The sequence below is a fragment of the Sneathiella sp. HT1-7 genome (assembly GCF_020731145.1).
In the GTDB taxonomy this organism is placed as follows: domain Bacteria; phylum Pseudomonadota; class Alphaproteobacteria; order Sneathiellales; family Sneathiellaceae; genus Sneathiella.
In genome coordinates this window covers 22,341-37,642 of record NZ_JAJFZN010000003.1, presented here as the reverse complement: position 1 = coordinate 37,642, position 15,302 = coordinate 22,341, and the positions used below count along the sequence as shown (strand labels likewise).

13 protein-coding genes are annotated in these 15,302 nt (G+C 50.5%); 10 read left to right on the top strand and 3 right to left on the bottom strand.

What is annotated here, in order from left to right; translation table 11 throughout:
• Positions 1–8 precede the first annotated feature (8 nt).
• Entirely contained in the window at positions 9–251 is a 243-nt protein-coding gene (locus LKE13_RS09985; protein ID WP_227950834.1) for an acetyl-CoA carboxylase, read from the bottom strand.
• 53 nt (positions 252–304) lie between these two features.
• A complete protein-coding gene (gene pxpA, locus LKE13_RS09980; RefSeq protein ID WP_227950832.1) occupies positions 305–1,033 on the bottom strand; it encodes a 5-oxoprolinase subunit PxpA in 729 nt (242 codons plus the stop codon).
• Positions 1,034–1,163: 130 nt separating this feature from the next.
• On the opposite strand from pxpA, the gene LKE13_RS09975 reads away from it, so the two are divergent.
• The 7 genes from LKE13_RS09975 (at position 1,164) to LKE13_RS09945 (ending at position 8,960) form a co-directional block, all read left to right on the top strand.
• On the top strand, positions 1,164–2,075 hold the full coding sequence (locus LKE13_RS09975; RefSeq protein WP_227950829.1) for a LysR family transcriptional regulator: 912 nt from the start codon (positions 1,164–1,166) through the stop codon (positions 2,073–2,075).
• 37 nt (positions 2,076–2,112) lie between these two features.
• On the top strand, positions 2,113–2,868 hold the full coding sequence (locus tag LKE13_RS09970) for an SDR family NAD(P)-dependent oxidoreductase (protein WP_227950827.1): 756 nt from the start codon (positions 2,113–2,115) through the stop codon (positions 2,866–2,868).
• 107 nt (positions 2,869–2,975) lie between these two features.
• Entirely contained in the window at positions 2,976–4,598 is a 1,623-nt protein-coding gene (locus LKE13_RS09965; RefSeq protein WP_227950825.1) for a GMC family oxidoreductase, read from the top strand.
• Positions 4,595–5,023 carry a hypothetical protein gene (locus LKE13_RS09960; RefSeq protein WP_227950823.1) on the top strand — a complete coding sequence of 143 codons (429 nt, stop codon included), beginning with the start codon at positions 4,595–4,597 and terminating at the stop codon, positions 5,021–5,023. The genes LKE13_RS09965 and LKE13_RS09960 overlap by 4 nt, the downstream gene beginning before the upstream one ends.
• A gap of 186 nt (positions 5,024–5,209) precedes the next feature.
• The gene (locus LKE13_RS09955) at positions 5,210–6,097 is read left to right on the top strand and encodes an FAD binding domain-containing protein (protein ID WP_227950821.1); all 888 of its coding nucleotides are present in this window, start codon (positions 5,210–5,212) and stop codon (positions 6,095–6,097) included.
• Positions 6,094–6,588 (top strand): (2Fe-2S)-binding protein, encoded by a 495-nt coding sequence (locus LKE13_RS09950; RefSeq protein WP_227950819.1) that lies wholly within the window; start codon positions 6,094–6,096, stop codon positions 6,586–6,588. Before LKE13_RS09955 ends, LKE13_RS09950 begins: the two co-directional genes overlap by 4 nt.
• Entirely contained in the window at positions 6,585–8,960 is a 2,376-nt protein-coding gene (locus LKE13_RS09945; RefSeq protein ID WP_227950817.1) for a xanthine dehydrogenase family protein molybdopterin-binding subunit, read from the top strand. Before LKE13_RS09950 ends, LKE13_RS09945 begins: the two co-directional genes overlap by 4 nt.
• Before the next feature lie 81 nt (positions 8,961–9,041).
• Here the strand turns inward: LKE13_RS09945 and LKE13_RS09940 are convergent, their stop codons facing one another.
• Positions 9,042–10,085, bottom strand: coding sequence for a 2,5-dihydroxypyridine 5,6-dioxygenase (locus tag LKE13_RS09940; RefSeq protein WP_227950815.1), 1,044 nt, complete (start codon positions 10,083–10,085; stop codon positions 9,042–9,044).
• 351 nt (positions 10,086–10,436) lie between these two features.
• Between LKE13_RS09940 and LKE13_RS09935 the strand changes: the two genes are divergently transcribed.
• From LKE13_RS09935 to LKE13_RS09925, 3 genes are read left to right on the top strand one after another with little or no spacing between them, the layout of a single operon-like run.
• Entirely contained in the window at positions 10,437–11,414 is a 978-nt protein-coding gene (locus LKE13_RS09935) for an HlyD family secretion protein (RefSeq protein WP_227950813.1), read from the top strand.
• Positions 11,411–14,146: a ribosome-associated ATPase/putative transporter RbbA gene (gene rbbA, locus LKE13_RS09930; protein ID WP_227950811.1), complete on the top strand. Its 2,736-nt coding sequence runs from the start codon at positions 11,411–11,413 to the stop codon at positions 14,144–14,146. The genes LKE13_RS09935 and rbbA overlap by 4 nt, the downstream gene beginning before the upstream one ends.
• Before the next feature lie 3 nt (positions 14,147–14,149).
• Positions 14,150–15,274 carry an ABC transporter permease gene (locus LKE13_RS09925; protein ID WP_227950809.1) on the top strand — a complete coding sequence of 375 codons (1,125 nt, stop codon included), beginning with the start codon at positions 14,150–14,152 and terminating at the stop codon, positions 15,272–15,274.
• Positions 15,275–15,302 lie beyond the last annotated feature (28 nt).

The following is a 15,302-nucleotide window of genomic DNA, read 5'->3' as shown; positions in this document are numbered from 1 at the left end:
ACTCCTGTTCAATCAGAGAGTTCAACTATTGGCTGACCTGCCATCACCGCATCTTCATTTTCAACCAGAAACGAACTAACTGTGCCCGCGGCATCCGACTTTACTTCGTGGAATGATTTCATGACCTCGACCAAGCCAATGACGTCACCGACAGCAACGCTATCGCCTTCGGATTTATATGCCGGATCATCTGGTGTTGGCTTACGATAGAACGTACCGGGAAGCGGAGATAATACCTGTTTGTTTGCCATTTTTCCTCATCCATTGCCAAAAGTTATAAGATTTTTATCTGTAACATTATACCTCATGCGGCCATGTACGGCTGGATGGCCGTACGAACTGCTGTCGCTATTTCAATCGCATTCGGCGTATCTGAATGTACGCATATTGAATCCGCGCGCACATCAATCTGGTTCCCGCTAACAGACGTTACCTTGCCTTCATTAATTGCCCGAACACATTTCGCTGCCGCGCCATCCGCATCGAACGCCTCGTGGACCTGAGAAACGATTAAACTACCGTCATCATTGTAATCCAGGTCAGTGTAAAACTCAGACACGAATTCATGCCCGCGCGCGGGGTACATTGTTTCGTGAAGTGTCCCTATCATGCCAAGCAAAGGTACCTTGAATACATCAGCGGCATCGCAAACCGCGGCGGCAATATGTTCTTGGCTGGCGGCCATGCCATAAAGCGACCCATGTGGTTTGATATGATTGAGGGTCATCCCCTCTGCGTCAAGAAATCCTTTAAGCGCGCCAATTTGATAAATCAGGCAATTCGCCATCTCTTCGCGCGACATCTTCATTTCGCGGCGGCCAAATCCCTGAAAATCCGGCAACGACGGATGCGCACCAACTTTCACACCATGCTGCTTCGCAAGCCGTACAGTTTTCCGCATATGGTTGAAATCCGATGCATGAAAACCGCATGCTACATTTGCAATTGAAATAAGAGGCATAAGACCTTCGTCATCGCCCATTTGGTACAATCCGAAACCTTCTCCCATATCACAATTCAACGTAACCGCCATTTTCCATTCCCTTATCGTGTTGTATTGGATTTTTTTATGCGTACAGTTTGGCAACGATTAAGCGGTATTGTAAAATAGAAAAAAATGCTTGATGATATCGATTTTGTAGATGCGCCTAAGGATCGAGTTTATGCCATTAACCTTGAAACAAATTCGTTACTTCATCGCAACAGCAGATTTTGGACAGATATCTCAAGCGGCCAAAGAGTTCAATATTTCACAGTCGACTGTGACTGCGTCCATTCGTCAGCTAGAAGAAGAAGTTGGCATGCCTCTATTTGAGCGCCTGCCGTCAGGTGTTTCACTCACCAATGAAGGTGCGCGATTCTTACAGCATGCACGCAACATCATGGCTGCTGTTAATGAAGCAGTCCAAACACCACTATCAACCGAAATCAATTTGTCGGGCAGCATTCGCGTTGGAATTACTACTACTGTTGCCGGCTATTTTATGCCAAAGCTCTATGTTCGCTTCACACGAAGCTATCCAAACTTAAAACTTGAAATGATCGAGGCTTCCCGGCCAGAGGTAGAAAAAAGTCTTTTAAAGGGGGATCTCGACATCGCCGTCATCCTGGTGTCAAACTTGGGAGATAAGCAACACCTTAAGTTTGAAACCTTGGTCCGCTCGAAGCGACGTCTTTGGCTCCCATCAAATCATCCGCTACTTGAAGCAAAAACCATTACTTTTGGTGACGTAGCCAAGGAATCCTACGTCATGCTGACCAGTGATGAAGCAGATCAGACGGCCGGTAAGTATTGGATGCCGACAGGGCTTAGCCCGAAAACAATTTTTACGACATCGGCTGTGGAGGCCGTAAGAAGCATGGTGGCTGCGGGCGTGGGGGTCACAATATTGTCCGATATGGTGTACCGCCCATGGTCACTTGACGGCCAACGAATTGAAACAGTTATCCTTGGGCGGGATATTCCAACGATGGACGTCGGTTTAGTATGGAACCCTGATAATCAGATGTCCCCCATGACAAAAGCTTTCATGGATTTTATGCATCTTTCGTTCAGCGGTGCCGGATCAGAATAAATTTATTGTAAAACAACCATCTTTGCGGAGAAGAAAAATGAAGCTGAAGAATAAGATTGCCATTGTTACCGGTGGCTCGCGCGGAATTGGTGCCTGTATCAGCAAACGGCTCGCGAGCGAAGGTGCGATTGTCGTGGTTGTTGCACGGTCCAGAAAGTCAGAAGCCGATGCATTAGTTGACACTATCAAGTCTGATGGCGGCCAAGCCCACGTCCATATGATTGATTTATCGACACCCGCAAATTGTCAAAAGCTGGTTGATCAGGTTGTCGAGGAATTAGGCCGCGTCGATATTTTAGTCAACAACGCTGGAATTTTTACGCCGACTCCTATTGAAGAAACGACTGAAGAAATTTGGGACCAGCAACTCGACATCAATCTCAAGTCGGTTTTCTTTCTCAGCAAGGCTGCCATCGCAGACATGAAAACTCGCAAAAGCGGGAAAATTATCAATGTGACGTCAATTGCAGGAGTTGGGGGTTTTCCGAATTCAGCCGCTTATTGTGCGTCTAAGGGCGGGCTCGTCAATATGACCAAGGCTATGTGCCTGGAAGTCGCGAAGTTCGGCATTAACGTCAATGCGGTAGCGCCCGGTAATATTAAAACAGAGATCAATGCAGACCTGAGAAAAGTCGAAGGTTACGACGAAAAAAATGCGTCCCTCACACCGAATGGTGTCGGGCATTTGGATCCGGAAGAGCTCACCGGCTCAGTCGTGTTCCTCGCCTCCGACGACGCCAACTCTATCCACGGAGTAAACCTTCTTGTCGACGGAGGATGGGCAGCCTGGTAGCAGAATTTTTCATTTCGGACATTGAAATTAGTGTCGGGTTCTAGATAATAGGCGTTTCGCATAAAGACTGTATTGTCCCATAATCGACTGAATTGATTGGCAAAAACATGAATAAGAAAGCTGATAGGGCCGAAGTCCTCATTATCGGCGCAGGTGTATCGGGCGCTATTGCCGCAAAACATCTTGCTGAGGCTGGGGTCCGTGTTGTTTGCCTGGAGCAAGGTCGTAAGGTTGAGCCGGAAGAGTTTTATGGCGATAAACCAGAATGGGAATTAATGTCTCAAAAGCGTTGGCACCCTAATCCAAATGTCCGTGACCAACCCACAGATTATCCGATCGACGTCTCTGAATCTGATGTTAATCCGCTAATGTACAGTGCCGTTGGTGGCAGCAGTGTAATCTATGCGGCGCATTGGCAGCGTTTCATGCCGTCGGATTTTCGCGTTCGCACACTCGACGGAGTCGCGGATGACTGGCCTTTTAAGTATGAAGACCTTGAACCCTTTTATGATCTTGTTGATATTGAAATGGGCGTGTCCGGGTTAGCAGGTGATCCGGCTTATCCGCCTATGTCACCTCCCCCCTTGCCTCCCCACCCGATCGGCGCGATCGGCAGGCGGGCGGCTAAAGGTATGAACGATTTGGGTTGGCATTGGTGGCCAGCGCCGCAAGCCATTCCATCCCGCCCTTATCGCAATCTCAGTCAATGCGCTCGGCGGGGGACCTGTATGCAAGGCTGCCCGGAACAAGCCAAGGCGTCGACCGACCTAACCCATTGGCCGGACGCCTTAAAATCCGGCGCCACCCTGATCACCGGCGCGCGAGTACGCCAAATCACTATGGACGCCCAAGGAAAGGCAAACGGCGCGATCTATCTGGATCGTGAGGGGGCTGAACAATTTCAAGCCGCAGAAACCGTTATTCTATGCGCGAACGGTATAGGTACACCGCGCTTGTTGCAGCTTTCGGCCACAGCCGCATATCCGGACGGGTTAGCAAATTCGTCTGGCCTCGTTGGTCGCAATTTGATGATGCACCCGTTCGCTGCTGTTGTTGGATATTTTGACGATCCAATGGAGAGCTGGGTTGGACCCGCCGGTCAGGCAATCCATTCGATGCAATTTTATGAAACCGATGAAAAGCGCGGCTTTGTTCGGGGCGCAAAATGGAATGCCATGCCAACAGGCGGACCGCTTGGCATGCGATCTGTTTACGGCGGCAAACCACTTGAAGAATCTTGGGGTGCAACTCTACATCAATCAACAAAGAAGCGCTTCGGTCGATCTTTCGAATGGGGGATTATTGCGGAAGATTTGCCAAGCCTCGACAATCGGGTTGTCTTGGATGATACCTTGATAGATTCTGACGGCATTAGCGCCCCTAAAGTAATCTATAAAAACTCAGAGAATACTGAACGCTTGTTGGCCTTCCATCTTGAACGCGCCAAAGAAGCGATGATGGCATCTGGTGCAACGGATATGTCGACGACCGAGTTGATGCGCGATTGCGGATGGCATCTGATGGGGACCTGTCGCATGGGGAATGATCCGAAGAATTCCGTTACCAACCAATGGGGTCAGTGTCACGACGTGCCCAATTTATACATTTTTGATGGCAGCTTGTTTGTCACCTCGTCAGGCTTCAACCCGACGGCCACTATCGCTGCAATTGCGTTGCGTTGCGTGGCTCATATGATTGAAAACCGTAGCTCCGTAGTGGTGGCATCATGACTGATCAAATCTTGACTAACCTCGAACATGAAACCTTCGCCACCTTAGCGGATGTATTGATCCCTGCAGCAGAGTCAATGCCATCATTTAGCGACCTAGGCGCGCATAAAACCCATGTAGAAAGAGTGTTGACGTTGCGCCCCGAACTTCAGGCAGACCTGCGTCGAGCCTTGGCAAAGGTGAATGCCTCGTTACCCAACGAAGCACTTGAAAAACTGAATATGGGTGATCCGCAAGCCTTTGGTACACTCGGCCTTGTTGCCTCGTCAGCATATTATCTGGATACTGAAGTTCGCGACTTACTTGGATATCCGGGGCAAATCAGTCGACCAGCAAGCCCGGAAGAAGAGCACGACTACCTAATTGATGACTTGCTTCAACCTGTTATTGACCGAGGGGCAATTTATCGTAAAGCCCCTGATTAAAGTGCAAGGTAAATGGTGTTTTATTTACTTAGTTTGATTGGCTCCACACAGAGGCATCGTAAAAGCAGATGCGCCAAATCAAAATTTTGAATTTTCCATACCGCGTCACATTTAATAGCCTTTTAACGAGAGATATTTTGCAACGCAGCCCTTTAATGGGAATGCATCGCCAGGAATCATCGCTAAATGCAAACAACACCTGACAAAATCCCTCCAAGCCCGCTTGTTTTGGCAAATAGTGTTGACGAAGCGCTTACCGTTCTTAAATCAGCAGGCCCAAATTCCGTTCTACTAGCTGGCGGTACTTGGCTGATGCGCGCCAAAGCACGCCAGGAAGCCACGGATCAGGTATTTGTCTCTCTTTCCCGCATTGAAGAACTACAAACGATTGAGATTAATGAAGATGCGATCAATTTGGGTAGCATGGTCACACATGATTCTTTATCCAAAGCATTAGTTGGCATGCAAGACCCTGCAGGGCTATTTCAGGCCGCAAACAAATCCGCTAACCCCGCAGTTCGTCGCATGGCGACAATTGGTGGAAATATCTGTACGACCGTTTTTCCGGCCGCCGATTTACTGCCGATGCTTTTGTCCCTGAATGCGTCTGTAAAACTAAAGAGTCTGTCTGGATCACGAAATATTCCACTCGCCGATTTTGTTGCAACCGGTCGTCAGTCAACGCACGATGAATTGCTCACCAATATTCATATCCCTCGCTGTGGTCACTTTAGTTCACATAGCCGAATGTTGATGCGAAAGGCTGGAGAATATCCGGTTGCCAACCTCAGCCTTTGTGCCGGTTTCGACCCTACCGGCATAGTAAACTATGCACGCATTGTTGTTGGCTCGGTAGAAACGCGTCCAAAACAATGGATTGGATTGGAACGCGCCATTTTAGGCGCACGCATTGCCGCTACCGACGTGAAAGCTCTCGCGAAATCTTATGTTGATGAGTTCGATGCGCGCGACGATACAGACGCCCCCGGTTGGTACCGCAAAAGAATGTTGCCCGTTCTTGCTGCTAGAGCGTTTAAAGAGGTCGCCTCAGAATATGATAGGAGTACCCGATGACCGTCAATCTGGCTATTAATGGCGACGCGAGTACTTACGAGGGAGATCCGCGTACCTCCCTGTTGGACGTACTCCGCAACCATTTCCGCCTGACCGGAACAAAGGCTGTTTGTGGCGAAGGTTTTTGCGGCGCTTGCACTGTTCACGTCAATGGCAAACCCATCATGGCTTGTCTGCAACCGATCGGGGTTCTTGACGGCGCGGAGGTCACCACCATTGAAGGCATTGCGCCATTAGATGAACTCAATGCTGTCCAACAGGCTTTTGAGGACTTTGATGTTGTCCAATGCGGCATGTGTTTTCCCGGCATGGTTATGAGCCTGTCCGCATTCCTAAAAGAAAACCCAAACCCCGAACGTGATGAAGTGAAGTCTGCAATGACTGGAAATATCTGTCGATGTACGGGCTATGAACGCATTATTGATGCCCTGATGTCGGTACAGGGGCTAGAACAAGTTTCCTCACAAAAATCAGAAAAGGTCACGTCATGAGCGGCAAATTCAATTCGAATAGCGCTGTCATGAACTTTCCGCGTCGTGACTCACAAGATAAATTGCGGGGCCGCACCAAATATACAGTGGACATGGAAAACTCAGATGTTCTTCATGCGGCGCTACTACGTGCTGAGATCCCAAGCGCACGCTTGATCAGCATTGATACGTCAGAGGCAAAAAAAATGCCCGGCGTAAAAGCAATCGCAACCCACTTGGATGCTCCGGGTCTTCACGGTATTGGCATTTCTGACCATCCCATTTTTGCCGGTGATGTTGTCCGATATCATGGTGAACCAATTGCTGCGGTAGCTGCCTTAACGAAAGCACAGGCTGAAGCTGCAGCCGCGGCAATAAAAGTAACGTTTGAACAAGACGACGCTGTCCTAACCATGGAAGATGCGCTGAGTATAGACGCACCACTTGTTCATCCAGATTGGGAAAATTACGAAATCCTTTTTGATGGCGCTGCTCGGGGAGGAAATATTGCCTGGGAAGCAACCGTTCAACGTGGCGACACAAATGCTGCGTTCTGTCGTGACGATGTCACAATAGTTGAAGGATGCTACCGGGTTGGCCGGCAAAGCCACGTGCCATTTGAACCCCGCGCAGTGGTCGCCTCATTTGAGGACGGTCGTTATCATATTCAAACATCCACACAAGTGCCGTGGACTGTCCGGCATGTAACGGCGAAGGTCTTGGGCATTCCGGAGGCGCAAGTACAGGTTACTGTACCTGCCGTCGGTGGCGGTTTTGGCCTGAAATTCGATTGTTCTTTAGAACCCTATGCCGCCATACTGGCCAAGAAATCGGGCCGGAGTGTCTCGCTCTATAACTCACGGCGAGAGGAGCAAATGACCTGCCTTTGCCGTGAAAATGCGGAAATCCGCCTTCGTTCGGCAGTTACCAAAGAAGGTGAAATTGTCGGTCGTGAAGCAACAGTTCTGATGGATTGTGGCGCCTATGGCGGAGAGCAGGTATTTCTTACAAGCATGACGGCACACACACTTGGGGGCAATTACAAGCTTGGTTCGGTGCGCATCTCAAGTCGCGCTATCTACACCAATACCCCGCCTAACGGTGCGTTTCGCGCCTGTAATGGCGTCTACAACACCTTCGCGCTTGAACGTCATACGGATGAAATTTGCAGCGCAATTGGCATGGACCAGATTGAATTTCGCCGTCGTAACGTTATTGGCAATGGCGATATTGGCGCTACGGGTCAGGTGTTCGAGGGAGATGTTCTCCGGCCAATGCTTGAACAACTTCTCGAAAAATATCCCATCGGTGATACACAAGAAGTTCTTCCCGATGGTCGGCTATTTGGACGCGCGACAACAGTCGGCACTTGGTTTATCTTTGTTGGACCATCGGCGGCTACGGTGAATTTGAATGCCGATGGCAGCGCGACCCTTGTGACATCAGGCGTCGAGATCGGCTCCGGTACCATGATGCAGTCACTGCCGCAGATGGTTGCGGCCAGTCTTGGTCTCCATCCAAGCGATGTGATCGTGAAAACAGCAGACACCGATGCTTCCGGCCGCGATTTGGGCGTCGGTGGCGGTCGCACAACAGTGTCAATTGGTGCCGCGAGCATGGCCGCCTGCGAAGAAGTGAGAGAAAAACTGCTTTCAGTCGCCAGCCAAATGTTACAAACCAAGGCCGAAGATTTGGTCCTGAAAAACGGACGGATAGAAATTAAGGACCGCCCTGGATCCGGCGCGACCATTCAAACCGTTGCCCAGCAAGCAGAGCTTGATTTTGGCCCCATTTCTGGAAGCGGCGCTTTCACCAATCCCGGAGTAAAGGCGATGCCCGGTTGCGCCTCAGGTCACTTTATCGAGGCAATAGATATTCCTGTTTTTGCCGTACATGATTGTGAAGTCGCCGTTGATCCGGATACAGGTCACGTCGAAGTACTGTCGTACCGCATCATTCAGGATGTGGGACGCGCCTTGAATCCACGCGCCATCCACGGCCAGATACAAGGAGGTATTGTCCAAGGATTGGGCTATGCCCTTCAAGAGGAAATTACCATAAATGCCGATGGCGCGTTTGATCAAACTGGTTTCGAAACCTACAGGCTTCCACTCGCCGGTGATGTTCTGCCCATAGATTTTGAACTATTTGAGGGAGCCCCCTCTTGCGGACCATTGGGCACTAAAGGCGCGGGCGAAGTTCCGATCCTGAACGTCGGCGCATCAATTGCCTGTGCTGTTGCCAATGCAACAGGTAAAGCGGTTTCTGAATTGCCCCTTACACCGCCCCGTGTTTTAGCGCTTTTGGATGATGACGGGTACACCGGATTATCACTCACGCACATCAGCAGTGAATGGCACAAAAACACCCTAGGCAGGACATCGTCATACTAACTTTGTAGTTAAGATAAATCAGCTACATCCATTTTATTCAAAGCCTTTTACTCGTCACAAGACGTGGCACGTTCTGATTTATTATTGAAAGGCCTCATCAAGCACTTTGCCGTCACGGACAACTTCGACACCGTCAAGTGATACTGTGCAATTTCGGAGCGGGATATCCATATGACAGGCCGTTGTGCGCGAGCCTCCCGCCTCGTTATTTGGACCCAGAGAAAAGAGAAAATTACCTTCGTAAGCCCGCGCATCCATACCAATCGTCGCTTCGCGGTCATATAAACCCAGTGTCGATCTCTTTGCCCTAGGTTGCAGTCCCCAGCCTATATGCGACATGGCATAGGCTTCTGGGTCTTTAAACGAGTCCATATATTCTGACAATAACTCCGCTTCCCAACCGCCACTGATATCGACAGCATAACCGTTTAACATTTCAACAATAATTGATTCTTGAAGGTAAGATTTTTGCGGCAACAGAATGTCACCTTTATCGATAATGATCCGCCCTTCACTGCCGCCTTCATTGGGAAAGCTGAAAAGGAAACCACTTGGCCAATGATCCCATCGTCCAGGCTCGTCCACGAAACCATATTCTCCTATCACCGGAAATTCCCCTAATTGACAGGTAAGGTCGGTTCCGGCGGGAGAGGTTACTTTCATGACACGGGCTTGTTCAAATACTTTCTTTGCTTTCAGGACACGACTTTTATCTTCAATTGTTGGTATCATACGCGCCAAAACTTCCGGTGGCTCCACCGCAAGAAGGATCTTTGTTCCTGTTTCAAGAATTTCCATTTGTTCAGGCGAGAACAACAATGTCATCAAGTCCAGAACAATGTCGCTTTGCTTGAGGGCCTCAATTACCGCAGTGTTACCAGTCAATGGAGTCGTGCCCAAATAAGCAAGCGGGTCGCGGCTTAATGCTTTTTCCCCATTCACGGGGGGCAAATCAATCCTGCTAACGATCGCCCCAAAAGACTGAACCGCGATTGTCGCCGTTGAAAGAGTTTGTGGATGCGTATTAATCGACGTCAGAATGGTAACTATTTGGCCTTTCTGCAGCTCTGAAAGTTTCAGAACTTCAGTCCAAGCTGTAATCATCTGATAGTCGCTAACCGGCATTTTTGCTTCCTTTCCAGTCTTGGGGCATTTCAGGGAATACTGAAATTTTCATCTATGAACACCTCCTGAAATGCGAGTGTCCATCTCCAGATTATTTATTAGTAAGGCTTATTTAGGTGCAGTGAATCTTGGCTAAAATTTATCTATTGATTTTAAGCGGCGAGCTTACCGAGATGCAAGTGCCGTTGTATGAATGACCACTGAATTTTCCGCCCTTTTCTGCTAAATACCTTTGACCACAATCAATGTTGAGCCAGTACACTCAGCCTATGTTATCATTCGGTTCGGTGCTTTGGCATATCCGGTTTGTTAGGCCAGACTAAATCCTACTCTCTAAGGGAGCGGCATGAAATGAAATTAAAAACCATCCTGACGATCGGTGTCATGGTTGTTGCCGTTGCGGCTGGGGGTTATTACTGGTGGCAACAACAGCAAAGCGATCTACCTGATGGGTTCGTCCGCGCCAATGGGCGAATCGAGGCGGAGCGAGTAGACGTTGCTCTCAAATTTGGTGGACGGATTGCTGAAGTTTTGGCTGACGAAGGGCAAATGGTTGCGTCCGGTGATGTTGTCGCTCGCATTGACTCCACTGAGCTAGAAGCAGAAATCCGTGCCGCCGAAGCGGCAACTCGTCAGGCCGAACAGGAGCTAGCGCAGGCAAAGGCTTTGGTCGCTCAGCGTGAGGGCGAAGTGACCCTTGCCCAAGCTGAGTTAAAGCGCACAGAGACCCTGATATCGCGCGGATATGCAACCGGACAGACGTTGGATCAGAGACGTTCACAAGAGATCACCGCGATTGCGGCACTAAATACCGCGCATGCTCAAATTGCCTCTGCCAAGGCAGCAATAGAAGCATCGGAGGCGAAAGTCGCAGCCCTGAGGGCAAATCTCGCTGACTATACTTTGACCGCCCCTAGAAACGGCCGTGTGCAATATCGCTTAGCCCAGCCCGGCGAGGTTCTCGCGGCGGGCGGGAAAGTAATCACCCTGCTTGATCTGACAGATGTCTATATGGATGTTTATCTACCCACTGATGATGCGGGCCGGCTCCGCTTTGGGGCCGAAGCACGGCTGATCCTTGATGCCGCACCACAATATGTGATCCCGGCATCTGTTGAATTCGTCGCCTCCGAGGCGCAGTTCACTCCCAAGTATGTTGAAACCGAAAGCGAACGCGCGAAGTTGACATTTCGCGTCAAATTGCAAATACCGGCAGAAGTTCTCGAGAAATATCAAGAGGTAGTGAAAACTGGCGTTCCCGGATTTGCCATTGTCCGCGTTTCTCCAGACGCGGAATGGCCGGAAATGCTGACAGTTAAACTGCCATGACTAAATCGGCTTCCGACATGGTCGCCACCCTCACCAGCGTAACCCACCGCTACGGGGCGACCGCAGCGCTTGAGGATGTGTCGGTTGCAATCCCCATGGGCCAAATGGTTGGCTTAATTGGACCTGACGGTGTCGGAAAGTCCACATTTCTGGGACTGATTGCGGGCGTGCGTCGACTACAAAACGGTACGGTAGAAGTGCTCGACGGCTCGATGAGTGACCGGGAGCATCGTGATGGGGTTTGCAGACGCATCGCTTACATGCCGCAAGGACTCGGGAGAAACCTCTATCCGACACTTTCAGTCATTGAAAATATAGATTTTTTTGGTCGTCTTTACGGCCAGTCGGCTCAGGAACGCACCACACGCATCACTGATCTGCTGAGGAGCACGGGACTTGCGCCCTTCATGGATCGCCCGGCAGGCAAGCTTTCCGGAGGAATGAAGCAAAAGCTTTCGCTTTGTTGCGCACTTATCCACGATCCCGATTTACTGATCCTCGATGAACCGACAACCGGTGTCGATCCTCTATCACGCCAACAGTTCTGGCAACTAATCGACCGCATTCGCGCGCGGCGTCCCGGCATGAGCGTCATTACCGCAACGGCCTATATGTCGGAGGCCGAGAGGTTCGAACACCTGATTGCCATGAATGCAGGCCACATCCTCGCTATCGGAACGCCAGAAGAATTGATGTCACAGGCTGGCACCGATACACTTGAATCAGCGTTTATCGCGCTATTGCCTGAAGAAGATAGGCAGGATCATCAAACTATTACGCTGCCTTCGCGCAAAGCTCAGGATGGCCCACTTGCTATTGAGGCCGACGGTTTGACTATGCGTTTTGGCGACTTTACTGCGGTCGACCAAGTCAGTTTCCGCATTGAGCCAGGCGAGATTTTTGGCTTTCTCGGGTCAAACGGCTGCGGTAAGACCACGACCATGAAGATCTTGACCGGACTTTTGACGGCAACCGAAGGCGATGCAAAGCTCTTCGGCAAACCCGTCGGCACCGATGGCTTGGCGACACGACGGCGCGTTGGGTACATGTCGCAATCTTTTTCTCTTTATTCGGAATTATCGGTACGACGTAATCTGGCACTGCACGCCGATTTGTTCCACTTACCCCGCGCAAGCCGCGATGTGCGTGTCGACGAACTGATTACACGATTTGATCTAAGCGACGTGGCGGATGCTATGCCTGAAAGTCTTCCACTAGGCGTGCGCCAGCGCCTCCAATTGGCTGTGGCGGTTCTGCATAAGCCCGAGTTACTGATCCTTGATGAACCAACTTCCGGCGTTGATCCAATAGCTCGTGATGCATTTTGGGCTTTGTTGATCGAGTTATCACGCAAGGACGGTGTGACGATTTTCATCTCCACCCATTTCATGAACGAAGCCGAGCGGTGCGACCGCATCTCGCTGATGCACGCGGGTAAAGTTCTGGCTCAGGGTACTCCCGATGCATTGCGTCAGCAGCGCGATGCCGCGACACTCGAAGAAGCATTTATTGCTTATTTAAAGGAGGCTGGCGCCGAGGATAATACACCCAATGAAGAACTTGACCTTCCCACGACGACCGGTCAGCGCGCCGCCAAAATCGGATGGGTGTCCCCTTCCCGTATCTGGGCATTCGCCCGGCGCGAGACCATGGAAATTCTGCGCGATCCAATTCGGCTGGTTTTCGCACTGCTTGGCCCGATCGCCCTAATGCTGGCGATGGGATACGGCATCACTTTTGATGTCGAGAACTTGTCCTATTCAACATTAGATCAAGACCAGTCCCGTGAAAGCCGGATGCTGCTCGATTCAATTTCGAGTTCGCGCTATTTTGATGAACGACCCCCGATAAAGGATTTCGCCGAACTGGATCGCCGCATGAAAGCCGGTGATATCTCGCTTGCGATAGTCATCCCCCCCAACTACGGCCGAGACCTCTTGGCGGGCCGAACACCAGAAATTGGTGCGTGGCTGGACGGGTCGAATACGACGCGTGCAGAAACAGGACGCGGATATCTACAGGGTGCGCTGTATTCGCACTTAGGTGATATATCAATGCGGGAATACGGTGAGATACCAAGCTACTACCCTGCGACTGTTGAACCCCGCTTCCGCTACAATCAGGCATTCCGTTCGCAATATGCGATACCGCCCGGCGTGCTAATGATGCTGTTAATCATGATCCCGGCCATGCTTACAGCACTCGGCGTAGTGCGTGAAAAGGAAATGGGCTCAATCGTCAATCTTTATGCAGCCCCAGTTCATAAAATCGAGTTCCTGCTCGGAAAGCAACTACCCTATATTGGCGTTGCAATGGTTAGCTTCGTTAGCCTTGTTGTCCTGATGCTTACAGTGTTTGGTATTGGAATGCCGGGCAGCTTTCTGGCATTGGTCGTCGGGGCGCTATTGTTCACGGCAGCTGCCACGGCATTTGGCCTCGTCGTATCGACATTTGTTCGCTCCCAAATCGCTGCGATTTTTGCGACAGCGATTATTGTCATGATCCCAACCGTCAATTTTTCGGGCATGATGTATCCGGTCTCCACCCTCGAAGGCGGCGCGCGGTTCATCGGTCAGGCTTTCCCTGCACTTTATTTTCAGCAGATTAGCGCGGGAGTCTTCAACAAAGGTCTCGATTTCGCGATATTGCTTCCCAATCATCTGATCCTTGCCGGATTTTGTATCCTCTTCTTGGCGACCGCAACTGTATTCTTGCGTAAGCAGGAGGCCTGAGCCATGCGCTGGATTACCAACATATACCGCCTGGGCGTAAAGGAATTATTCAGCCTTCTGCGCGACCCGGTGCTGATGGGCCTGATCTTTTACACCTTCACATTTGCGATCTACACCGTCGCCCACGGAGTACAGACCGAGCTGCACAATGCGTCCATCGCTGTTGTAGATGAGGATCGGTCGGAACTGTCGGGACAGATCACCGGAGCGTTTCTGCCCCCGTACTTTAAAACGCCGGAGGTGATTGATTTAAGCGCGGTCGATCCGGGCATGGACGCGGGCCGATACACTTTTGTGCTGGATATCCCCCCTGATTTTGAGTCAGACGTGTTATCAGGACGCATTCCTGAAATCCAGTTGAACGTCGATGCGACCGCGATGACGATTGCCGGTAACGGGGCAACTTACATTTCCAGCATCGTCAATGCCGAACTGCTGAAATTTGTTAGTAGATCCAGTGGCGCTGTGGTTTTACCAGTCGATTTACGGGTGCGAGCTAAATACAACCCAAACCTCGATTCCACTTGGTTCATGGCTGTGATGCAGATCATCAACAACCTCACAATCCTCGCAATTATCCTGAGCGGCGCCGCCGTAATCCGCGAGCGTGAGCACGGAACCCTCGAGCATCTGCTGGTGATGCCGGTTACCTCCAGCGAAATCATGTTGGCCAAAATCTGGGCAAATGGGTTGGTGATTGTACTTGCGGCGGTGCTCTCGCTGCATTTTGTCGTACAGGGGCTACTCGGGATACCCATCGTCGGTTCGATTGCGCTCTTTGCGCTTGGTTCCGCCGTATATCTTTTTGCCGTAACCGCAATGGGTATTACGCTTTCGACGCTAGCGACAACGATGCCACAGTTTGGGTTACTTTCTATCCCGGTTTTCGTTGTAATGAACCTGTTATCGGGAGGTATCACACCGTTGGAAAGCATGCCAGAGGCACTGCAAAACACAGTACAGGTATTGCCTTCCACGCATTTCATCAAGTTCGCGCAGGCCGTTCTATATCGTGGCGCGGGGATTGAGATTGTTTGGCCTCAACTGCTGGCAACTACAGTGATTGGGGTAGCCTTCTTCACTTTCGGCCTAGCTCGTTTCAGGGCAACACTCGCCTCTGCGAGATGAAGATTGGCGTGGATTTTGTCATCTAAAA